This is a genomic window from Mycolicibacterium sp. ND9-15 (assembly GCF_035918395.1).
Taxonomy (GTDB): Bacteria; Actinomycetota; Actinomycetes; order Mycobacteriales; family Mycobacteriaceae; genus Mycobacterium.
Genome location: NZ_CP142362.1, coordinates 3061162 through 3082457, shown reverse-complemented (window position 1 = coordinate 3082457; position 21296 = coordinate 3061162). Strand labels below are relative to the sequence as shown.

Annotated in this window: 25 protein-coding genes; 16 read left to right on the top strand and 9 right to left on the bottom strand. The window is 67.4% G+C overall.

The genetic code is table 11. From position 1 onward, the window contains the following. Positions 1-13: 13 nt before the first annotated feature. A complete protein-coding gene (locus QGN32_RS15085; protein WP_326545176.1) occupies positions 14-475 on the bottom strand; it encodes a hypothetical protein in 462 nt (153 codons plus the stop codon). A 203-nt stretch (positions 476-678) separates the two neighbouring features. Between QGN32_RS15085 and QGN32_RS15080 the strand changes: the two genes are divergently transcribed. From QGN32_RS15080 to phoU, 4 genes are all read left to right on the top strand, one after another. Beyond that, a complete protein-coding gene (locus tag QGN32_RS15080; RefSeq protein ID WP_326545175.1) occupies positions 679-1677 on the top strand; it encodes an acyl-ACP desaturase in 999 nt (332 codons plus the stop codon). 23 nt (positions 1678-1700) lie between these two features. Beyond that, positions 1701-2834, top strand: a complete 1134-nt coding sequence (dusB, locus tag QGN32_RS15075; RefSeq protein ID WP_326549083.1) for a tRNA dihydrouridine synthase DusB — start codon at positions 1701-1703, stop codon at positions 2832-2834. 200 nt (positions 2835-3034) lie between these two features. Then, complete coding sequence (locus tag QGN32_RS15070; protein WP_326545174.1) at positions 3035-5131, top strand: LCP family protein; 2097 nt, start codon at positions 3035-3037, stop codon at positions 5129-5131. 85 nt (positions 5132-5216) lie between these two features. Then, positions 5217-5885 carry a phosphate signaling complex protein PhoU gene (gene phoU / locus QGN32_RS15065; RefSeq protein WP_326545173.1) on the top strand — a complete coding sequence of 223 codons (669 nt, stop codon included), beginning with the start codon at positions 5217-5219 and terminating at the stop codon, positions 5883-5885. A gap of 35 nt (positions 5886-5920) precedes the next feature. Here the strand turns inward: phoU and pstB are convergent, their stop codons facing one another. From pstB to QGN32_RS15035, 6 genes are all read right to left on the bottom strand, one after another. Then, positions 5921-6697: a phosphate ABC transporter ATP-binding protein PstB gene (gene pstB, locus QGN32_RS15060; protein WP_326545172.1), complete on the bottom strand. Its 777-nt coding sequence runs from the start codon at positions 6695-6697 to the stop codon at positions 5921-5923. A gap of 9 nt (positions 6698-6706) precedes the next feature. Next, positions 6707-7621, bottom strand: a complete 915-nt coding sequence (pstA, locus tag QGN32_RS15055) for a phosphate ABC transporter permease PstA (RefSeq protein WP_326545171.1) — start codon at positions 7619-7621, stop codon at positions 6707-6709. A gap of 28 nt (positions 7622-7649) precedes the next feature. Further along, positions 7650-8693: a phosphate ABC transporter permease subunit PstC gene (gene pstC, locus QGN32_RS15050; RefSeq protein WP_326545170.1), complete on the bottom strand. Its 1044-nt coding sequence runs from the start codon at positions 8691-8693 to the stop codon at positions 7650-7652. A gap of 49 nt (positions 8694-8742) precedes the next feature. Then, positions 8743-9876: a phosphate ABC transporter substrate-binding protein PstS gene (gene pstS / locus QGN32_RS15045; protein ID WP_326545169.1), complete on the bottom strand. Its 1134-nt coding sequence runs from the start codon at positions 9874-9876 to the stop codon at positions 8743-8745. Between the two features lie 125 nt (positions 9877-10001). Next, a complete protein-coding gene (gene mshD, locus QGN32_RS15040; RefSeq protein WP_326545168.1) occupies positions 10002-10895 on the bottom strand; it encodes a mycothiol synthase in 894 nt (297 codons plus the stop codon). Further along, positions 10892-11671: a winged helix-turn-helix transcriptional regulator gene (locus tag QGN32_RS15035; protein WP_326549082.1), complete on the bottom strand. Its 780-nt coding sequence runs from the start codon at positions 11669-11671 to the stop codon at positions 10892-10894. Before QGN32_RS15035 ends, mshD begins: the two co-directional genes overlap by 4 nt. 180 nt (positions 11672-11851) lie before the next feature. Between QGN32_RS15035 and lmeA the strand changes: the two genes are divergently transcribed. From lmeA to QGN32_RS14990, 10 genes are all read left to right on the top strand, one after another. Next, complete coding sequence (gene lmeA / locus QGN32_RS15030; RefSeq protein ID WP_326545167.1) at positions 11852-12649, top strand: mannan chain length control protein LmeA; 798 nt, start codon at positions 11852-11854, stop codon at positions 12647-12649. Next, a complete protein-coding gene (locus QGN32_RS15025; RefSeq protein ID WP_326545166.1) occupies positions 12646-13068 on the top strand; it encodes a thioredoxin family protein in 423 nt (140 codons plus the stop codon). Before lmeA ends, QGN32_RS15025 begins: the two co-directional genes overlap by 4 nt. Before the next feature lie 5 nt (positions 13069-13073). Continuing rightward, positions 13074-13190 (top strand): Ms5788A family Cys-rich leader peptide, encoded by a 117-nt coding sequence (locus QGN32_RS24295; protein ID WP_442791706.1) that lies wholly within the window; start codon positions 13074-13076, stop codon positions 13188-13190. Between the two features lie 87 nt (positions 13191-13277). Then, positions 13278-13763 (top strand): DUF4395 domain-containing protein, encoded by a 486-nt coding sequence (locus QGN32_RS15020; protein ID WP_326545165.1) that lies wholly within the window; start codon positions 13278-13280, stop codon positions 13761-13763. A gap of 37 nt (positions 13764-13800) precedes the next feature. Continuing rightward, a complete protein-coding gene (locus QGN32_RS15015; RefSeq protein WP_326545164.1) occupies positions 13801-14634 on the top strand; it encodes a sulfurtransferase in 834 nt (277 codons plus the stop codon). 2 nt (positions 14635-14636) lie between these two features. Then, complete coding sequence (locus QGN32_RS15010; RefSeq protein ID WP_326545163.1) at positions 14637-14939, top strand: DUF1416 domain-containing protein; 303 nt, start codon at positions 14637-14639, stop codon at positions 14937-14939. A 223-nt stretch (positions 14940-15162) separates the two neighbouring features. Then, the gene (locus QGN32_RS15005; RefSeq protein ID WP_326545162.1) at positions 15163-15792 is read left to right on the top strand and encodes a heme-binding beta-barrel domain-containing protein; all 630 of its coding nucleotides are present in this window, start codon (positions 15163-15165) and stop codon (positions 15790-15792) included. Then, on the top strand, positions 15792-16049 hold the full coding sequence (locus QGN32_RS15000; RefSeq protein ID WP_326545161.1) for a YajG family lipoprotein: 258 nt from the start codon (positions 15792-15794) through the stop codon (positions 16047-16049). Before QGN32_RS15005 ends, QGN32_RS15000 begins: the two co-directional genes overlap by 1 nt. A 700-nt stretch (positions 16050-16749) precedes the next feature. Continuing rightward, positions 16750-17367: a LysM peptidoglycan-binding domain-containing protein gene (locus tag QGN32_RS14995; protein WP_326545160.1), complete on the top strand. Its 618-nt coding sequence runs from the start codon at positions 16750-16752 to the stop codon at positions 17365-17367. Next, positions 17250-17645 (top strand): recombinase family protein, encoded by a 396-nt coding sequence (locus QGN32_RS14990; protein WP_326545159.1) that lies wholly within the window; start codon positions 17250-17252, stop codon positions 17643-17645. Before QGN32_RS14995 ends, QGN32_RS14990 begins: the two co-directional genes overlap by 118 nt. Positions 17646-17718: 73 nt before the next feature. Here QGN32_RS14990 and QGN32_RS14985 read toward each other — a convergent pair whose 3' ends face one another. Continuing rightward, positions 17719-18606, bottom strand: a complete 888-nt coding sequence (locus tag QGN32_RS14985) for an aminodeoxychorismate lyase (protein WP_326545158.1) — start codon at positions 18604-18606, stop codon at positions 17719-17721. A 51-nt stretch (positions 18607-18657) separates the two neighbouring features. Between QGN32_RS14985 and ygfZ the strand changes: the two genes are divergently transcribed. Next, positions 18658-19728, top strand: a complete 1071-nt coding sequence (ygfZ, locus tag QGN32_RS14980; protein WP_326545157.1) for a CAF17-like 4Fe-4S cluster assembly/insertion protein YgfZ — start codon at positions 18658-18660, stop codon at positions 19726-19728. Positions 19729-19853: 125 nt separating this feature from the next. After that, positions 19854-20030 (top strand): DUF3073 domain-containing protein, encoded by a 177-nt coding sequence (locus QGN32_RS14975; RefSeq protein ID WP_326545156.1) that lies wholly within the window; start codon positions 19854-19856, stop codon positions 20028-20030. A 3-nt stretch (positions 20031-20033) separates the two neighbouring features. Here QGN32_RS14975 and purM read toward each other — a convergent pair whose 3' ends face one another. Then, positions 20034-21107, bottom strand: coding sequence for a phosphoribosylformylglycinamidine cyclo-ligase (gene purM / locus QGN32_RS14970; protein ID WP_326545155.1), 1074 nt, complete (start codon positions 21105-21107; stop codon positions 20034-20036). Between the last annotated feature and the right edge of the window lie 189 nt (positions 21108-21296).

The following is a 21296-nucleotide window of genomic DNA, read 5'->3' as shown; positions in this document are numbered from 1 at the left end:
GCGGCAGGGAGTCCTAGTTACCGGGCGTTACAGGGCCGGCCAACTCCTGCTCTTCCAGCGACGCCGCTTCGCGCGCCGCTCTGGCCGCCTGGCGTTGCTGCTCGGCCTTGGCATCGCGACCGGTCGGACTCATCGCGGAGTTGCCCGGCACACCGGGCGCCGCCAAGACCCCGTTGCAGTTCAGCGCCACCATGACATCCCGGTTGGCGACCGGGCGACCACGCGAGTTGGGGCGCCGGACCGCCGCGTCCCATGCGTTCGTCACCAAGCAATTGGCCTCGTCGGCAGCGCTGCCCACCCGTGTCGCGACCACGGCGTTCCCGCCGGACTGCTGAATGATCCGCTGCGCGTCTTTATAAGGGCGGTCGACGACGTCCGGGACAGCGGCCGCCCCGCCCGCTCCGACAAGCGCAGTGCCCGCCGCTGCGACGGCCAGGATCACCGCTGCCAGTGGATGCCGCGCTCTGAGCAACACCCGTCCTCCGATTCTCCCGGTGCCGAACTCTGGGCGTAATTGTTTGCCCGCGCGGATACTACAACGACAGATGCGCCTGGTGGGGCAATTGTGACACCCCTGGACGGAACTTGGATGTCACCGGGGTACACAGATATATTAATTGCAACCAACGGGTACAGATAACCGCTGGGGCTCCCGCACGCGAGGAGAATTGAGGGACGATGCACGAGAACCTGACTGACCTACATCTGCTGCATGAGCTCGAGCCGGTGGTTGAGAAGAACTTCAACCGTCACATGACGATGACGAAGGACTGGAATCCGCACGACTACATCCCGTGGTCGGACGGCAAGAACTACTACGCCCTCGGCGGCCAGGATTGGGACCCCGAGGAGTCACAGCTGTCCGAGGTTGCACAGGTCGCGATGGTGCAGAATCTGCTGACCGAGGACAACCTGCCCTCCTACCACCGCGAGATCGCGATGAACATGGGTATGGACGGGGCTTGGGGCCAGTGGGTCAACCGCTGGACCGCCGAGGAGAATCGACACGGCATCTCGCTGCGCGATTACCTGGTCGTCACGCGTTCCGTTGATCCGGTCCAATTGGAGCAGCTGCGCGTCGAGCAGGTCACCCGCGGGTTCTCCCCTGGCCAGAACCAGCAGGGCGACCTCTTCGCGGAGAGCCTTTTCGACTCGGTCATCTATGTCACGTTTCAGGAACTGGCGACCCGCGTCTCGCACCGCAATACGGGCAAGGCGTGCAACGAGACCGTCGCCGACCAGCTGCTGGCCCGGGTCTCAGCCGACGAGAACCTGCACATGATCTTCTACCGCGACGTCAGCGAGGCCGGCTTCGATATCGCGCCGGACCAGGCAATGCACTCGCTGCATCGGGTGCTGCGCAACTTCAAGATGCCCGGATACACCGTTCCGGAGTTCCGGCGCAAGGCGGTGATCATCGCCGTCGGCGGCGTCTACGACCCGCGCATCCACCTCGACGACGTCGTGTTGCCGGTGCTGAAGAAGTGGCGCATCTTCGAGCGCGAGGACTTCACCGGCGAGGCCGCGCGGATGCGCGACGACCTAGGTGTGCTCGTCGAGGAGCTGGAGGAGGCCTCGCAGAAGTTCGAGGAATCCAAGCAGCGTCGCCTCGAGCGCGAGGCCCGCAAGGCTGAGAAGGTCGCCGCGAAGAAGGTCTTGGCCTCCTCCCCGTCATGACGGTTCTGGCCGACAGGCGCGAACTGCTGATCGGCCCCATCCGGCTTCGCAGCCCGGTCGTACTGGCGCCGATGGCCGGTGTGACGAACGTCGCCTTCCGCACACTGTGCCGCGAACTGGAACTGGCCCGGGCGGGGACCGTCAGCGGCCTCTACGTGTGCGAGATGGTCACCGCCAGGGCCCTCGTCGAACGGCATCCGGCCACCATGCACATGGTGACTTTCGCGCCCGACGAGAATCCGCGCTCGCTGCAGCTGTACTCGGTCGATCCGCAGAACACCTATGCCGCGGCGAAGATGATCGCCGACGAAGGGCTGGCCGACCACATCGACATGAACTTCGGCTGTCCCGTGCCCAAGGTCACAAGGCGCGGCGGTGGTGCGGCGTTGCCGTTCAAGCGCAGGCTGTTCGGGCAGATCGTCGCCGCTGCGGTCCGCGCTACCGAGGGCACCGACATCCCCGTCACGGTCAAGTTCCGTATCGGCATCGACGACGCCCACCGGACCCATCTCGATGCGGGCCGGATCGCTGCCGAGGAGGGGGCCGCTGCGGTGGCCCTGCATGCCCGCACCGCGGCCCAGCGCTACTCCGGTACGGCCGACTGGGAGCAGATTACGGCCCTCAAGGAGCACGTGACCGGTGTGCCCGTACTCGGCAACGGCGACATCTTCGAAGCCGCGGACGCGCTGGCGATGATGTCGGCCACCGGCTGCGACGGCGTGGTCATCGGCCGCGGTTGTCTCGGTCGACCTTGGCTGTTCGCCGAGCTGTCTGCGGCCTTCACCGGGAGCCCGGCGCCCGCACCGCCCACCCTCGGCGAGGTGGCGTCGATCATCCTGCGGCACGGGGAGTTGCTGACGGCCCATTTCGGCGAGGCCAAGGGCATGCGGGACATCCGCAAGCACGTCGCCTGGTACCTGCACGGCTTTCCCGCCGGCGCCGAGCTGCGGCGGGCATTGGCGCTCGTCAAGTCGCTTCCCGAGCTCGAGGCGCTGCTTGGCAGGCTCGACGCGGCCGTGCCGTTCCCCGACACCGCCACCGGTCCGCGCGGCCGCCAGGGGTCCGCCGCCTCGGTTGCTCTGCCGGAGGGCTGGTTGACCGATCCGGACGACTGCACGGTGCCGACGGGTGCCGAGGTGATGCACTCGGGTGGCTAGGCAGCCATCAGCCGTCTCGAAGTCGTCTCGTTTCCGAGACGACTCTGACATCACGGCTCTCAGGATGTCTAAGTACGATATGAGTCTCGTTCGTAATGCGGTTCCCACAGCGCGGAGCCACCGGGTGCTGTCGCAATGGCGCGGAGCGCCACGTACGCCCGTGTGCTGCACACAGTACGACTACGGAGGCCGGTAGGAACATGAGTGACGGCGATAACGCCACTCCTGGCCCGTCCGACCCCGGCCGTGGCGACAACCGCTGGCTGACCCGAAGCGAGCGACCGCGACCAGGTGCCGCGCCCTGGGAGCGCGCGGACGTTCCCCGCAGGTCCACCGGGTCCGGCCGACCCGATGAGGGCGCCGATCCTGCCGACGTCGAGTCCACCGGCAACCACACCGACGGCGTCACCGTCGCCGACCTGATCGCCAAGCTGTCTGGTGGCTCTCCGGTGCCGCAGGTGCCGCGCCGTCGGCGCCGCCGCGAACCCGAACCGCCCGAACCGGCCGAATCCCCGACCCCGCCTGCACCCCCCACCGAGATCATCGCCGTGACGCCGGGTCCGGCGCCGCAGGTACCCGTCGATGCCGCGGCCCACGACGACACCGAGATCCTGCCCGTGGTGCGCGCCGCTGCGCCGCTGCCCGACCTGGCGCTGGTTCGCAGGCCGAGCCGGGTGCCCGCCGCACATTCGGCCACCAGTCGCTTGCGCTTGAAACCGCGCCGCCGAAGGCGCACGGCGATCATCGCCGGACGTGCGATTGCCGCGCTGACCGCCGTGCTGGCGCTGGCGATGACCGGCGGAGCCTGGCAGTGGCAGGCCGCCAAGAACAACATGCTGAACCGGATCGCGGCGCTGGACCCTGACTCACGCGACATCCTCGACCCGAACGCACAGTTCGGTGACGAGAACTTCCTGATCGTCGGCGTCGACAGCAGGATCGGTGCCAACAGCGATATGGGTGCGGGCACCACCGACGACGCTGCCGGCGCCCGCTCGGACACCGTGATGCTGGTGAACATCCCCGCCAACCGGGAACGTGTTGTGGCCGTGTCCTTCCCGAGGGACCTCGCCATCGAGCCGCGGAAATGCGAGCCGTGGGATCCGCGGACCGGCGAATACGGTCCGATCAGCGACCCCGAGTCGCCGATGTACGGGCTCGACGAGGTCTACACCGAATACAAGTTGAACTCTGCGTACGCCGTCGGTGGCCCCAAGTGTCTGGTCAAGGTCATCCAGAAGATGTCCGGCCTTTCGATAAACCGCTTCATGGCAGTCGATTTCGCCGGCTTCGCCAAGATGGTCGACGCCATGGGCGGGGTCGAAGTGTGTAGCACCACACCGCTCGAGGACTACGAACTCGGCACGGTGCTGCCCCACGCGGGCCGGCAGATGGTCGACGGGCACACGGCGCTGCAGTACGTGCGCGCCCGCCAGGTGACGACCGAAACCAATGGTGACTACGGACGGATCAAACGCCAGCAGCTGTTCCTGTCGTCACTGATGCGCTCGATGATCTCCAAAGAGGTGTTCTTCTCGCTGTCGAAGCTCAACAACGTGGTCAACATGTTCATCAGCGACAGCTACGTCGACAACATGAACACCAAGGACCTCGTCACGCTCGGCCAGTCGATCCAGGGCATCGCCGCCGGCCGGATCACGTTCCTGACGGTCCCGACGACGGGGTACATGGATGAGTACGGCAACGAGCATCTGCGCGAACAAGACACTCGGGCGATCTTCGATGCGATCATCAACGACGATCCGCTGCCGGAGGAGAAGAACGCCGACAACACCCCGCTACCCGGCACACCCGAGGCGACGACCAGCACCCGGGCCCATGCGGCCGAGCCGACCCACGACTCCGCGCCGTCGAGCGAACTCGTGGACGTGATCACCACGAATCCGTCCGATATCACGGTTCAGGTTTCCAACTCCACCGCACAGAACGGTCTCGCCGCGACGGCCGCCACCGAACTGCAGACGCACGGATTCAACGTCACGTCCCCCGACGACTATCCGGCTCCGCTGGACTCGACGACGGTGTTCTTCTCGGCCGGCAACGAAGAGGCGGCGGCGACGGTTGCCTCCGCCTTCGCCGACCCGAAAGTCGAGCGGGTTTCGGAAATGGGCGACACCGTTCGCGTGGTGTTGGGCAGTGACTTCCACGCGGTGACCGAGCCGTCGCCGATCGGGTCGCCGGTGCAGGTGCACGTCGTGCGCGGGACCAAGAGCACTCCGACACAGCTCCCGGAAGACCTCGCGGTCACCAACGCGGCCGACACCACCTGCGAGTAGCCGACAGCGTTTGGGCAGGTGAGGTTCACCCTTCGTTCACCGCTCGCCTCATGCCGCTCGGGCAACAAGCCCGTAGGGTGGAGGTATGCGTACTGCGTACCACGAGCAGTTGGATGACCTGGCCGCTCTCCTGGGCGAGATGTGCGGGCTGGCCGGTACGGCGATGGAGCGCGCGACCCAGGCCCTGCTGCAAGCCGATCTGGTGCTGGCCGAACAGGTGATCAGCGATCACGAGCAGATCGCCGCGATGAGCGCGCGCGCAGAGGAGGCCGCGTTCGTGCTGCTCGCCCTGCAGGCGCCGGTCGCCGGCGACCTTCGGGCCATTGTGGGGTCGATTCAGATCGTCGCCGACGTGGACCGCATGGGTGCGCTCGCCCTGCACGTCGCCAAGATCGCTCGTCGTCGACACCCCCAGCACGCGCTGCCCGAAGAGGTGAACGGCTATTTTGCCGAGATGGGTCGTCTCGCAGTCGAACTGGGCAACAGCGCACAAGAGGTCCTGGTGACGCGCGACCCGGAGAAGGCGGCCCGTATTGGCGAAGAAGACGATGCGATGGACGACCTGCACCGGCATCTGTTCACCGTCCTGATGGACCGGGAGTGGAAGCACGGGGTGGCCGCCGCGGTCGACGTGACCCTGCTGGGCCGCTTCTACGAGCGGTTCGCCGACCACGCCGTCGAAGTCGCCCGGCGGGTGATTTTCCAGGTCACCGGCAAGCATCCCGCCGAAGAGGACATCCCCGCGTCGCGCTGACGACGTAAGTTCGCGCAGTTGTAGCGCAGGCTTGCTCAGCCGAAACGGCCGGAGATGTAGTCCTCGGTCGCCTTCTTGCTGGGGTTGGAGAAGATCTTCTCGGTGTCGTCGATCTCTACGAGGCGGCCCGGCTTGCCCGTCGCCTCGAGGTTGAAGAACGCGGTCTGATCACTCACCCGCGCGGCCTGCTGCATGTTGTGGGTGACGATGACGATCGTGAACTCCTGTTTCAGCGTGGAGATCAGATCCTCGATGGCCAACGTCGAGATGGGGTCGAGCGCAGAACAGGGCTCGTCCATCAGCAGCACATCGGGTTGCACTGCGATCGCGCGGGCGATGCAGAGTCGCTGCTGCTGGCCACCCGAGAGCCCGCCGCCGGGCTTGTCCAGCCGGTCCTTGACTTCGTTCCACAGGTTGGCCCCGCGCAGTGACCGCTCGGCCACCTCGTCGAGTGTCTTCTTGTTGCGTACCCCCTGGAGCTTGAGCCCCGCGACCACGTTGTCACGAATCGACATGGTGGGGAACGGGTTCGGCCGTTGGAACACCATGCCGATCGTCTTGCGCACACCCACCGGGTCCACCCCCGGGCCGTAGATATCCTCCCCGTCGAGCAGCACCGACCCCTCGACGCGCGCGCCGGGGATGACCTCGTGCATGCGGTTCAGTGTCCGCAGCACAGTCGACTTGCCGCAGCCCGACGGACCGATGAAGGCCGTCACGTTGCGGGGCGGAACTGCCAGCGTGACGTCGGCCACGGCGTGGAACGTGCCGTAGAAGATGTTGACGTCCTTGAGGTCCAAGCGCTTGGCCATCGAAGGCTCCTAAACCTTCTTGGGAGCGAAGATTCTCGCGAGGAATCGCGCCCCGATGTTCAGTATGGCGATCAGCAGGATAAGAGTCAGCGCAGCACCCCACAGCCGATCTGTGGGAACAGGATTCGCGCCCGCACCCGCCGAGGTCTGGTCGTACATCATGCCGGGCAGCGAGCCCATGAAGCCGTCGAACATGTCGAAGTTCATGGCCTGCGAGTAGCCGACCAGGACCAGCAACGGTGCCGTCTCGCCCATGACCCGCGCCAGCGCCAGCATGATCCCGGTGACAATGCCCGACAAGGCGGTCGGAATGACAATGCGGACAATGGTTTTCCACTTCGGCACACCGAGCGCGTAGCTTGCTTCCCGAAGGTCCATCGGAACGATGCGCAGCATCTCCTCGGTGGCGCGCACGATGACCGGAATCATCAGCAGCACCAGCGAGAGCGATACCGCGAATCCCGACCGCGGGAATCCGAACGTCGCCACCCACAGCGCGTAGATGAACAGCGCGGCGACGATAGAGGGAACGCCGGTCAGAATGTCGACCATGAACGTCGTCAACTTGCCGAACCGCGTTCCGCCGCCGTACTCGACGAGATAGATCCCGACGAAAACCCCGATCGGTATCGAGATGGCCGCGCACACCAAGCCCTGCAACAGAGTCCCCACGATCGCGTGGTACACCCCGCCGCCGGCCGCAAAAGCCGTCATGCCCGCCTGCGAATTGGTGAACCAGACCGGCGATGTCAGGGCCCGAAACCCCTTGGCGATCACCGAGTAGAGCACCCACAGCAGCGGCACCAGGGCAACCAGCACGGACAGTGTGACCAGGATCGTGGCGACGTTGTTGGTCACTTTGCGCCGAACACTGACGCCTTGAAAGGTAGTCGCCTTCACCGGGCGGTCCAGCGTCGAGGTCATCGGGGTCGTCTCCTCTTCGCGCAAGCGCTCACCGGCCGGCCTTCCCCGCGACCGCGGCGCGCGCCAGCGCGTTCACCACGAATGTCAGGATGAACAGCACCAGGCCGGCCGCGATGTAGGCTCCCGCCTTGTATTGATCGTTGAATTCGCTTGCCGTGGCGGCGATCAGGCTAGCGAAGGTATACCCGCCGTCGAACAGCGACCAACCGAAAGCTTTCTGCGTGCCGCGCAGGATGATGAGCAACGCGATCGTCTCGCCGAGCGCGCGACCGAGGCCGAGCATGGCACCGCTGATGTAGCCGGACATGCCGAACGGCAGCACCGTTGTCCGCACCACCTCCCAACGGGTGGCCCCCAGCGCCAGCGCCGCCTCCATCTGACCTCGCGGCGTCTGAACGAACACTTCCCGGGTGACCGCGGTGATGATCGGCAGGATCATCACCGCCAGAACGATTCCCGCGGTGAAGATGGTGCCGCCGCCGGCCACCGACGCCGTCCCGGTCTTGAACAGAAAAAGCCAGCCGAGGTTCTCGTTGAGCCACAACGCAATCGGCTTGAGCACCGGGGCGAGGACGTACAGGCCCCAGACACCGTAGATGATCGACGGCACCGCGGCCAGGAGGTCCACCATGTACGCCAGCGGGCCCGCGACTCGCCGGGGCGCGTACTGCGTCAAGAAGATCGCGATGCCGAGCGCCACCGGCATCGCGAGCACGAGTGCGAACACCGACACGAACACCGTCACCTGCAGTAGGTCCAGGATGCCGAAGTGCATTGCCGAGGTGTCGGTGGTGATCCAGGTGCCGCCGTAGAGGAAGAAGTTCTCCTCATTGCGAGCCAGCGCCGGAATCGCCCGCCACAACAGAAACACCCCGATGGCCGCGATCAACGCGACGATGACAGCGCCGGAGCCCTGCGCCAACCCGCGGAAGATGCGGTCGCCGACACGCTCTTTGGCGTGCTTCGACGGGTCGGTGGAGATCGGGGTCGGCTCGGGAAAGGGCGAAGCAAGCGCTTCACCCGATCCCGCGTCGGCCGGATTGGGTATTGTCAATTCGAGCCTATCGGTCATCGGTCCCAGAACCCATCCTCACCGTATCCGCGCCGACACGCCACGAAAACTAGGCGATCGCTTCGATAGACGTCAGCAGACGCTCCTTGAAGCGGTCTGGGAGCGGCACGTAGCCAGCGGGCGAAAGGTTCTGCTGGCCGTCGTTCGCGGCGACCGTCAGGAACGATTTGACCGCGGCCGAGGTTTCGGCGTCGTAGCCCTTCGAACAGACGATCTCGTAGGTGGCGAGCACGAGCGGATAGGCGCCCGGCTCCTTGGTTCCGTACAACGAGTTCAGGTCCAGCGTCAGGTCATTACCCTCGGCGGCGAACTGCGCGACGTCGATCGCCTTGCCGGCCGAATCGTCGGTCAACGCGACAGGCCCTGCGCCGCTGTCGATTTCGGCAAACGACACACCGCCCTGCTCGGCGAAGCCCTTTTCCACATATCCGATCGCACCGGGCGTGGCCTGCACGGCCTGCACGACGCCCGCCGACTTCTGGGCACCCTCACCCGCGCCGCCCTGGAACTCGCTGCCGTCGCCCTTGGTCCAGCTTTCCGGAGCCGCGGCCGCCAGGTACTTCTGGAAGTTGTCGGTCGTGCCCGAGGAATCCGAGCGGTAGATCGGCGTGACAACGGTGTCCGGCAGGTCGACGCCGGGGTTCAGCGCGGCGATCGCGGGGTCGTTCCACCTGGTGATCTGACCTTGGAAGATCTTGGCGAGCAGATCGGCGTTGACGACCAGCGTGTCGACGCCCTCGACGTGGTAGGCCAACGCGACCGGGCCGAACACCAGCGGGAGATTCCACGCCGGGTTGCCGCCGCAGCGCTCCGCCGCCTGCTGCACCTGAGAGCCCTTGAGCGCCGAGTCCGACCCGGCGAAGTCCACCTGCTTGGCGATGAACTGCTCGCGGCCGGCGCCCGACCCGGTGGGGTTGTACGAGAGGTTCCTGCCGGCGCACAGCTGGCCCCAGACCTTGTTGAACTCGGCGATCGCGTTCTGCTGGGCCGTCGAACCCTCGGCGGTCACAGAGTTCTTGCCACCGCACTCGGCGGCCGCCGCCCCGTTTTGACCCGTCGTCGCGGTCGGCGTGCCGACGTTGTTGTCGCTGCCGCAGGCGGCCAGGGTCAACGTGGCGATCGCGGCCACCGAGACCGTGGTCACCAGCGGGGTGCCGAGCGTCCTGCCAGAGTTGAGCTTCACGAATCCCACTTTCGAATCGGACGGCTTTGGACTCCCCGGCAACGTATGCGGCGGCGATGGACGAATGCCCTATACAAGGTGAACGGACAGTGAACACGTTCAGTTAGTTCACCGTGGTTTCCCAGCTAACGCGGCATATTCAGGGCATACGCGCCGTCGACGGCGAAGACCTCGAAGCCCAGCCTCCGGTAGGTCTTCACCGCCGCGGAGTTATCTGCCTCCACATAAAGCATCACCGTGGGATGTGAGCTTTGCGACAGGCGCCCGGCAAGGTGGTGCAGGCCGGTCAGGGTCAACACCGCGCCGAGACCGCGGCCCTGAGCGGCTGGATCGACGCCGACCACGTATACCTCGCCCAGATCCGGATTGTGCACTTTCGTCCAGTGGAAACCGAGCACCTCATCGGTGCTCTCGTCGACGGCCAGAAACAGGCCGTCCGGGTCGAACCACGGTTCGTTGCGGCGCTCGGCGATGTCCGCGTCGGTCCAGCCGCCCTGCTCAGGGTGCCAGGCGAAGGCCGCGTTGTTGACGCGCAGCAGCGCTTCGTCGTCGGCAGGGCCGGAGTAGGTGACGACGCGGCTGCCGTCGGGCGCCGGGGTCGGCGGCAACCCGGTCAGCGAACGTCGCATCTGCAGCAGCTCACGCACGACGGTCAGCCCGAGCGACGCCGCGGTCGCACGTGCCGGCGCCAGGTTGCCGTGCGCCCACACCCGGGCGCCGTCCCCACCCTCAGCGAGGCCCGCGCGCACAAGCGCCGAGCCGATCCCGCGACGCCTGGCCCGCGGATGCACCACCGCTTCGGCCATCGCGGACCCTTCTTCGGCCGCCAGGTTCAGATAGCCGACGATGTCGTCGTCGTCGCGGGCCAGCAGGTGCCGGGTCCGGTCGTGCGGAAGTTCCCGCAGCACCTGCTCCCCCACCGGGGCGACATCGTCGGCCGTCGTGGCGGCCTCGACCAGTTCACGGATGCGACGCTGCTCGTCGCCGGAAAGCCCGGTGCGCCAAAGGAATTCCGTCACGAACTTCGCAGCGGGTCGGCCAGCGTGCCGGAGATACCCTCCGGCGCCTCGAAGTCTGCGCCCTCGATGTCGTCGGCCACCGCGGTGTCCGGGGCAGGTGGGCGACCGCGCGCCGGGCGGACCGCCTTGTAGCCGACGTTGCGGACGGTGCCGATCAGCGACTCGTACTCCGGGCCGAGTTTGGCCCGCAGCCGCCGCACGTGGACGTCCACCGTGCGGGTGCCGCCGAAGAAGTCGTAGCCCCACACCTCTTGCAGCAACTGCGCGCGGGTGAACACCCGGCCGGCGTGCTGGGCCAGGTACTTGAGCAACTCGAATTCCTTGTAGGTCAGGTCGAGGGGACGGCCGCGCAGGCGCGCGGTATAGGTGCCCTCGTCGATCACCAACTCGCCGAGGCTGATCTTGCCGGCGTTCTCCTGGTTGGCCGACCCGCCGCGGCGGCCCACGAGCAGCCGCAACCGGGCGTCGATCTCGGCGGGCCCCGTGCCGGGCAGCAGGATCTCGTCAAGTCCCCACTCGACGTTCACCGCCACCAGGCCGCCCTCGTTGACCACGGCCACCACGGGCACCGAGGTGCCGGTCGTGCCCAGCAGCCGGCACAGGCCACGGGCGGCGGCCAGGTCGGTACGCGCGTCGACGATCGCGACGTCCGCGCTGCCGGCCTCCAAGAGGGACGAGACCTCGGTCGGCGCGGTCCGCACGGTGTGCGCGAGCAGCGACAGCGACGGCAGCACAGACTCAGGGCGAGGGTCGACGGTCAGTAGCAGTAGATCCAACTGGCCCTCCAACAGCCACGGGGACCTCGCCTGGACAACTTTGTCGGCCGGTGACTTCCCAGGTTCATGCTCTCGACATACGGCCGTTACCCGGCCGATAGTGCTCTAACGATAGCGCGCAACCAGCCGGTTAGCCGCGCCGAACGGACCGGCACGACACCGGTGAGCCAGAATGTGCGGGTGCGCAAGCTGCTGATCGGGGTCTTGGCGACGGTGCTGGCGGTCGCCGTCTGCGCCGTCGGCGCGGACTTCGGGGCGGCGATCTACGCCGAATATCGCCTGGCCAGAAGCGTGCGCAGCGCCGCGAACCTACAGCACGACCCGTCGGTGGCGATCCTCGGATTCCCGTTCACCACCCAGGCGCTGGACCGCCACTACGACGAGGTCGAGATCAGGGCCAACGGTGTCGATCACGCCGTGGTGGGCAAGACATCCCTGGAGGCCACGCTGCACGGGATCGACCTGCCCGACGGGTCCTGGCTGATCGGGCCCGACGCCACGCTGCAGACCGGCAAGGCCGAGAGCCGCATCATCATCGACTCGACGCATCTGGGCCGGTTCATGGACATCCCCGACCTGCTGGTCGAGGCACCGACGAGGGAAAGCAACGACGCCACCGGCGGCACCACCGAATCGGGCATCTCGAGTAGCCGGGGCGTGGTGTTCACCGGAACGCCCGAGAAGGCGGACTTCCACGACAGGGTGAGCATCGCGGTGGACCTCGAGGTCACCGGGGCGGAGCAGACGACGTTGGTGATGACGGCCACCGGGGTGTTGACCGGCCCGGGCACCGCCGATCAGGACGTACCCGACGACAAGAAGGACGCGGTGCTGGCGGCGTTCAGCGCGAGCCTGCCCGGCCAGAAGCTGCCGTTCGGGCTGGCGCCCACGGCGCAGGGCGCCCGTGGCTCCGACATCATCATCGAAGGCATCGCCGAGGGAGTAACGCTGGCCCTCGAGGAGTTCAACCTGTCATGAGCTCTTCCTGGGTTTTGGTGATCACCGTGCTCATCGCGGCGCTCGGCGTGGCGTACGTGATCGGACGGCTGCTCGCGCTGCGATCCGGGCTGCTCAAGGCGAGCGAGGACGCGGCCAACATCGACACCAGCGACCTGGGCTTGTCGTCAACCGGGCCCACGGTCGTGCACTTCTCCGCCGTGTGGTGCGGGCCCTGCGCGGCGGTGCGCCGGGTCGTCGATGAAGTGTGTGAGGAGCTGCCCGCCGTGGCGCACGTCGAAATCGACCTGGACGCCAACCCGCAAGCGGCGCGGCGGCTTTCGGTGCTCTCGCTGCCCACCACCATCGTGTTCGACAAGCGGGGCCGACCGCGGTACCGAACCCACGGCGTCCCGAGGGCCGCCGACCTGCGCTCGGCGCTGGAACCGCTGTTGGCTTGATCACCATGTCGATTGGTAAGCTGTCCGCCGTGTCCGCCCGCCTCGAGCCGATGCTCACTAAGCGCCGCGCAGTCGATCTGTGCCGCGTCGCGGGTTCTTGTTGTTGTTGTTGCAGCTGCTGAGTAGCCGCGCCCTTCTTCGCGCCGCACTCGGGAGCGACCCGTGTGGTCAATCCCAGCCCAGCCCATGACTGCAACAGGAGCACATGAATGTCAACGACCGAGCTGTCGAAAACCCAGACGCCTGACCAGGTGGACGTGCGGGGACCGCGCTTCGCGGCCTGGCTCACCACCGCGGTGATCGTGGCCACGCTGCTGGTGTGGCCGTTGAGTCCGGTGACCGCCGCGGTGCTTCTGAGTGTGCAGGCGGTGGTATTCGCCGTCGGCGCGTGGCGTGGTCCGCGCGCGCACCCCTACGGCCTGATCTTCAGCCGTCTCATCGCCTTGCGGCTCGAACCCGTCACCGAGAGGGAGCCGGTGCCGCCGCTCAGGTTCGCCCAACTCGTGGGCTTGGTCTTCGCGGTGATCGGCGTCGTCGGGTTCACGGCCGGACTCCCGCTACTCGGCCTGATCGCCGTCGGCTTCGCGCTCGTGGCGGCCTTCTTGAACGCGGCCTTCGGCATCTGCCTTGGCTGCCACATCTACCCGATCGTCGCGCGTTTCCGGAAGAACGCAAGCGCGCCGTCAACCGGATAGCTCTTCGAAACTCGAAGCAACCGAAAGGATCTCCTCTATGGCACGCTCCGATGTCCTGGTCACAGCTGACTGGGCCGAGAGCAATCTCAAGGCCCCGAACACCGCGTTCGTCGAGGTCGACGAGGACACGAGCGCATACGACGGCGGTCATATCGAGGGCGCGGTCAAGATCGACTGGAAGACCGACCTTCAAGATCCGGTGCGACGCGATTTCGTTGACCAGCAACAGTTCTCGAAGCTGCTGAGCGAGCGCGGCATTTCCAACGAGGACACCGTGATCTTGTACGGCGGCAACAACAACTGGTTCGCCGCGTACGCCTACTGGTACTTCAAGCTGTACGGGCATGAGAACGTCAAGCTGCTCGACGGCGGCCGCAAGAAGTGGGAGCTCGACGGCCGTCCGCTGTCCACCGAGGTGGTCAAGCGCCCGGCGACCAGCTACACCGCCAAGGCGCCCGACACCAGCATCCGGGCCTTCCGCGACGAGGTGATCGCCGCCATCGACACCAAGAACCTCGTCGACGTCCGCTCCCCCGACGAGTTCTCCGGCAAGATCCTGGCTCCTGCGCACCTGCCGCAGGAGCAGAGCCAGCGGCCCGGACACATCCCCGGCGCCATCAACGTTCCGTGGAGCAAGGCGGCCAACGACGACGGCACCTTCAAGTCCGACGAGGCCCTCGCGAAGCTGTACGCCGAGGCCGGCCTGGACGGCGAGAAGGAGACCATCGCCTACTGCCGCATCGGTGAGCGTTCGTCGCACACCTGGTTCGTGCTGCAGGAACTGTTGGGACACCAGAACGTCAAGAACTACGACGGCAGTTGGACGGAATACGGCTCCCTGGTGGGAGCCCCGATCGAGTTGGGAAGTTGATTATGTGCTCTGCCCCGAAACAAGGCCTGACGTTGCCCGCCAGCGTCGACCTGGAGAAGGAGACGGTGATCACCGGCCGCGTCGTGGACGGGTCCGGACAGGCGGTCGGTGGCGCGTTCGTGCGGCTGCTGGACAGCTCCGACGAGTTCACCGCCGAGGTGGTCGCGTCGGCCACCGGCGACTTCCGCTTCTTCGCCGCGCCCGGCACTTGGACGCTGCGTGCGCTGTCGAAGATCGGCAACGGCGACGCCGTGGTGGCGCCGTCCGGTGCGGGCATCCACGAGGTCGACGTCAAGGTCGCCTAGCACCCCTAGTACGCGCGAGCGACCGTGTCTGCCCGGCGACACACCGCCACGCAGTGTGCAAATGCGGTCACTCGCGGCGGGTGGGGACCCGGATTTTGACACCGAGCTGACGAACTAGACTCTTGCCCGTGGTGTTGTTCTTCGAAATCCTGCTGGTGGCCGCGACTCTGTTGATCACCTGGTTCGCGTTGTACACGCTGTACCGGCTGGTCACCGACGAGTCGTGACGTCCGGGGACGACGCCGTCGCGGCCGCGGCCGAACGTGCGAAAACGACTGCCGCGCGGAACATTCCGGTGTTCGGCGATCTGCCGGCACCCGCCGACACCGCCAATCTCCGCGAGGGCGTGAACCTCCACGACGCACTGCTGGCGCTGCTGCCGCTGGTCGGTGTCTGGCGGGGCGAGGGCGAGGGCCGCGGCGCCCACGGGGATTACCGGTTCGGTCAGCAGATCGTGGTCTCCCATGACGGTGGGGATTACCTGATCTGGGAAGCGCGGTCGTGGCGGCTCAGCGAATCGGGCGACTACGAGGCGCACACCCTGCGCGAATCGGGCTTCTGGCGGTTCGTCGACGATCCGGCAGACCCCTCCGAGTCCCAGGCCATCGAACTGCTGCTGGCCCACTCCGCGGGCTACATCGAGCTGTTCTACGGACGTCCCCTCACACAGTCGTCGTGGGAACTCGTCACGGACGCGTTGGCGCGCAGTAAGTCCGGGATGCTGGTGGGCGGCGCGAAACGGCTTTACGGCATCGTCGAGGGCGGCGATCTCGCCTACGTCGAGGAGCGCGTCGACGCCGACGGCGGCCTGGTTCCCCACCTGTCGGCCCGGCTGTCGAGGTTTGTCGGCTGATGCGCGCGATCTGGCTGGCGGCGGGCCTCGCCGCGGCCACGATCCTGGCAGGCTGCGCTTCGGAACCCCCGGCCGAGCAGCCGAGCACCACATCGGATGCCCCGACCGGGCACGGGTCGCTGGCGCAGTGCCTGAGCGACCACGGTGTGCCCGCCGCGCCTGGTCCTGCGGCCGGGCCGCCGCCCGGCGTCGATTCCGAGACCTGGAATCAGGCCATAAAAGCCTGCGCGACGTTCGCGCCAGGGCCCGCGGGGTAAGCCGGCGCCGGCCTCTTCGCGGCCCGGGCGGGTCCTTCCGACCGGCCATCAGAGATGGAGCGGCCCCCGAGCCGTGTGTTCCTGGCGGACAAGACCGAGGGGCTCGGGGGCCGGGTGACTGCGGGGAATTCGCCAGCGCGCGCAGGACGCGAAGAGCCGTCAGCTCATTCCCCTGGCGCTGCTAGCTCGCAGCCACCTCACAAGTCCATAAGTCACTCAAGATGTCGGACCACCTCCTCTCCTGTGTACGCGCGAGGCTATCACCGACGCCGAAGGGCCGGTAGCGATTAACTTCGCGCCCCCGGTGCGGCGCGCCTTGCTCCGTCCGATGTCAAAGGATGGGTCGTCGGGTGGTGGCCGGGTGCGTCGGTTGAGTGCGCGTTCGTATTTGACGCGTTGGCTCGGTCGGCGGTTCCGGTTCGGGTTGGTCGGGTGGTTCGGCCGGGCCGGCGGGCGCAGGCGGCGATCAGGTCGGCCGGCATGAACGCATGTGCGGCATCATCGCGCATCCGGTGGACAACGGCCTCGGCGGCCCGCCGTTCACCGGCCGGTCACGGGTAGTCGGCGCCGCCGACGCGAACCGCGCCGATAGTTGGGTCCACAGGGACCCAAAGGCTCTTGCGCCCGGCCAGGTCGACCGTAGGGTTGGCCCTACCGGCCGGCCGACAAAGACGCCGGGGGGCGGATGAGAGGAATGGACGTGGGAGACACACTCACAGAGGGACAGAAGTTGGGGACGGGCGACTCGCTCACCTCCAAAAACGGCGCCTACACGCTGACATTGCAAAAGGACGGCAATCTGGTTCTCGAAGCGCGCGGGAAGGCGGTCTGGGCCACCGACACCAACGGCCAGAACGTGGTACGGGCTGAGGTGCAGAAGGACGGCAATTTCGTGCTGTACACCCCGGACAAGCCGGTGTGGCACAGCGACACCAAGGGCAAGAAGAACGTGCGCCTGGTGCTGCAGGACGACCGCAACCTGGTGCTGTACGCGGGCGACAGTGCGGCCTGGTCGTCGAAGACCAACACCGACGAGCCGCCGCCGGCGGCCCCGGCTCCCGAGCCCGCCCCGGCAGCCGCGCAGGAGCCGGCCCCGGCGCCCGAGCCGGTCGTCGAGCAGGCCCCGCCGCCACCATCACCGCCACCCCCGCCCGCGCCCGAACCGGCCCGGACCTACACCGTGGTGTCCGGAGACACGCTGTGGGCGATCGCGGAACGCTTCTACGGCGACGGCAACCAGTACCGGCGCATCGCCGAGGCCAGTGGGATCTCCAATCCGGACCTGATTCATCCGGGGCAGGTGGTGACCATCCCGTAGCCGCCCAACCTGAAACGGCCCCCGAGCCCTCGATTCCTGGCCCGCGGCCATCGACAGAGGCGCGGCGCCGAGGCTGGCGTGTCGAGCGCCTGACCGACGACGGCGTAAGTGGTAAGCACATCAACGCAGCTTTGCGAGAGGTGCTGACAATACTGGAATCTGGTCAGGCCGATGACTTGATCGTTGCGAAGCTCGACCGCCTGGCACGCTCAGTTGTGTACGCGTCCAACATCATCCGAGGCAGCGCAGACGCTGGTCGCTGGTTGTGCTTGATCTGAACCTTGACCTCACGACTGCGGCAAGACGCACGACACCCGCAATACATTCGCCACTTTCCGGCCGGTTCAGCGATCAGCGATCACTGACGATCGCGGCGTCGACGAGTTCGGCGAACTCGGCCGCCAGTGGGCTCGGCGGCAGTGGCCTGCCGTCGAGGGTGTGCACCCGCGCGGCGAGGGTGATGCTCGACACCAACCAAACGCCTTGTGCGGTAACCAGATCTGCGGGTCGTAGTGCGCGGTAGTCACAGTCGTAGCCCTTGTTGCGCGCCACCTCGAACAACGCCTGCTGCGTGGTGCCGCGCAGGATCGGAAACCACGGCGGCGGGGTGAACAACCCGAGATCGCCCGCGCCCGGCTCGGACTCGGCGGCGATAACCACCGTCGAGCGCGGTCCCTCGAGGATCAAACCGTCGGAGCCGACGAAGATCACGTCCCCCGCGCCGTGCCGCTCTGCATGCCGCAGCGCGGCCATGTTCACCGCGTAGGACAGGGTCTTGGCGCCGGCCAGCAGCCACGGCATCTCGGCGGTGCCCTCGGCCGGCAGCCCGCGCGCCAGCGTCAGCGCGGCAAGCCCGTTGCGCCGCACGTCGGTGACCCGCGCCGGCAACGCGCCGATCGTGGCGTACGCCGTCGGGGACGAGCCGCCTTCGCGGCCGCGGCTGTACACCAACCGCAGCACCCCCTCGTCGCTGGTGCCGGCGGTCCACTGCGCCACCGCCGCAGCCACCGCGGCCCGCCATCGTGGCAGGTCGGGGGCCGCAAGATCGACCATCCGGGCCGACTGGCTGAGGCGGGACAGATGGGCCTCGAGTAGGCACGGCCGACCACCGCGGACCAACATCGTCTCGAAGACACCATCGCCGCGCACCGCCGCGAGGTCGTCGGCGTGCAGCAGTGGCACCGACGGATCGTGCAGTCGCCCATCGAGCGTCACCACGACCCCGGGTTCGCCAGCCATGGGCCCAAAGCGTAGCCCCGGACCTCGGCGCACCGAACGTAGAGTTGACGTGTGACATTCTCTGGACGAGCCGCCCCTGCTCCCGACGCCGGACCCGACGCCGGCGCCGTCTGGCATTACGGCGATCCGCTGGGCGAGCAACGCGCTATGGCGGACGCTGCCGTCGTCGTGGACCGCTCGCACCGGCCCGTGCTCACCCTCACGGGCGACGACCGCAAAACGTGGCTGCACAGCCTCACGACACAGCATGTCAGCGACCTACCCGACGGCGCGGTCACCGAGAATCTGAGCCTCGACGGTCAAGGGCGTGTGGAAGATCACTGGGTGCAGACCGAGCTGGGCGGGGTCACCTATCTGGACACCGAATCCGCGCGCGGGGAGGCACTGCTGAGCTATCTGCGCAAGATGGTGTTCTGGTCCGATGTCACCGTGGAGCCGGCCGACCTGGCGGTGCTGTCCCTGCTCGGACCGCGGTTGGCCGACGCCACCGTGCTCGAGGCGCTCGGCGTCGGTTCGCTGCCGGCCGAACGCACGGCCGTCGCGCTCCCCGACGGCGGTTTCCTGCGCCGCCTCAAAACCACCGAACTCGACCTCGTCGTCCCCCGCGACCAGGTCGAACGGTGGCGGCAGCGGCTCGGCGATGCCGGGGTCCGGCCCGCCGGGGTGTGGGCCTACGAGGCGCATCGGGTGGCCGCCCTGCGGCCCAGGCTGGGCGTGGACACCGACGAGCGGACGATCCCGCACGAGGTCGGCTGGATCGGCCCCGCCGTGCACCTGGACAAGGGCTGCTACCGGGGACAGGAGACGGTCGCGCGGGTGCACAACCTCGGTAAACCGCCGCGGATGCTGGTTCTGCTGCATCTCGACGGTTCGACGGACCGGCCCGCCACCGGTGATCCGGTGCTTGCCGGCGGCCGCGCGGTCGGCCGCCTCGGCACCGTGATCGACCACGTCGACGAAGGCCTGGTCGCACTGGCGCTGCTCAAGCGCGGGCTGCCCGCGGACACCGAACTGACCGTCGCAGGGGTGCCCGCCGTCATCGACGCGGACTCGATGCCGGCGCCCGACGTCGCAGGTGCGGGCCGGCGCGCGGTCGAACGGCTGCGGGGCGGAACCCGCTGAGTGCCGAGGGCTGGCAGCGCGGCGCAGCCAGGCACGGTAAAGTGTTGGCAGGACGATAAAAGACAGATCAGATCGGAGCCGCCTGCAAATCGGGCCGCTCCGTTATTGCGCGAGGGGGTCCCCCCATGGGCCGCGGCCGGGCAAAGGCAAAGCAGACCAAGGTCGCTCGTGAGCTCAAATACAGCTCACCACAGACCGATTTCGAGCGGCTTCAGCGCGAGCTGTCGGGCGCTTCCGATGACGACCTGGCCGACACCGATCCGGCGGCCGACGACTGGGTCGACGACGACTGGCGCCGCTGACCTTTAAAAGCGGGGGTGCTGACCCACGAGTTTGGCTCGGGGGCCGTCCTTGCCCCCCTTCTTGACGGTGCCCAGCGTCCAGCAATTCAGGTGCCTGGCGGTCAGAATCGCCAGTGCGCGGTCGGTGTCCTCGGGTGCGACGACGGCGACCATGCCGACGCCCATGTTGAAGGTCCTCTCCATCTCGACCCGCTCGACCCGTCCGCGTTGTGCGATCATCGCGAACACCGGTGCCGGAGTCCAGGTGCCGCGGTCGATCTCGGCGACCAGGCCGTGCGGGACCACACGCGCGAGGTTGCCGGCCAATCCGCCCCCGGTGACGTGGCAGAAAGTGCGGACCTGTGTCTCCGCCGCCAGCGCCAAGCAGTCCTTGGCGTAGATACGGGTCGGCTCCAGCAATTCTTCGCCGAGGCTGCGGCCGAATTCCTCGACGTGGCCGGCCAGGTTCATCCGATCGATTTCCAGCAATACCTTGCGGGCCAGCGAGTAGCCGTTGGAGTGCAGCCCCGTCGAGGCCATCGCGATCAGCACGTCGCCGGGCTTGACCCGGTCCGGGCCGAGCACGTCGTCGGCCTCGACCACGCCCACCCCGGTGGCCGAGATGTCGTAGTGGTCGGGTGCCATCAAACCGGGGTGCTCGGCCGTCTCGCCGCCGAGCAGCGCACACCCGGCCTGCAGGCATCCGCTGGCGATTCCGCCCACCAGCTCCCCGATCCGCTCGGGCACCGTGCGGCCGACGGCGATGTAGTCCTGCAGGAACAGCGGTTCGGCGCCACACACCACCAGGTCGTCGACGACCATCGCGACCAGGTCGATTCCCACCGTGTCGTGCTTGTCCATGGCCTGGGCGACCGCCAACTTGGTGCCGACACCGTCGGTGGACGACGCCAGCACGGGTTCGCGGTAGCCACCGCGTAGTGCAAACAGCCCGGCAAAGCCACCGATACCGCCGCGCACCTCGGGCCTGGTCGCTTTCGCCGCGAGCGGTTTGAGGAGTTCGACGGCGCGGTCACCGGCTTCGATGTCGACCCCGGCCGACGCGTAGGAGATGCCAGCAGGTTCGGCGCGTTCGGTCATCGCGCTAAAGGCTACCGGTGTTGGCCGCGCTGCGGTAACCGCCTCGGCCGCCGTTTCCAGACCGCAATGTCCGGCGTTTTGCGCCACGGTGCGACAATGTGGGTGCTCTACATCAACCCGGCGGGCACGCCGCTGGCGGTCGAGGCGCCCGATCCGGGTTGTGCGTTTGCCTGAGCCGGAAACCGGTCA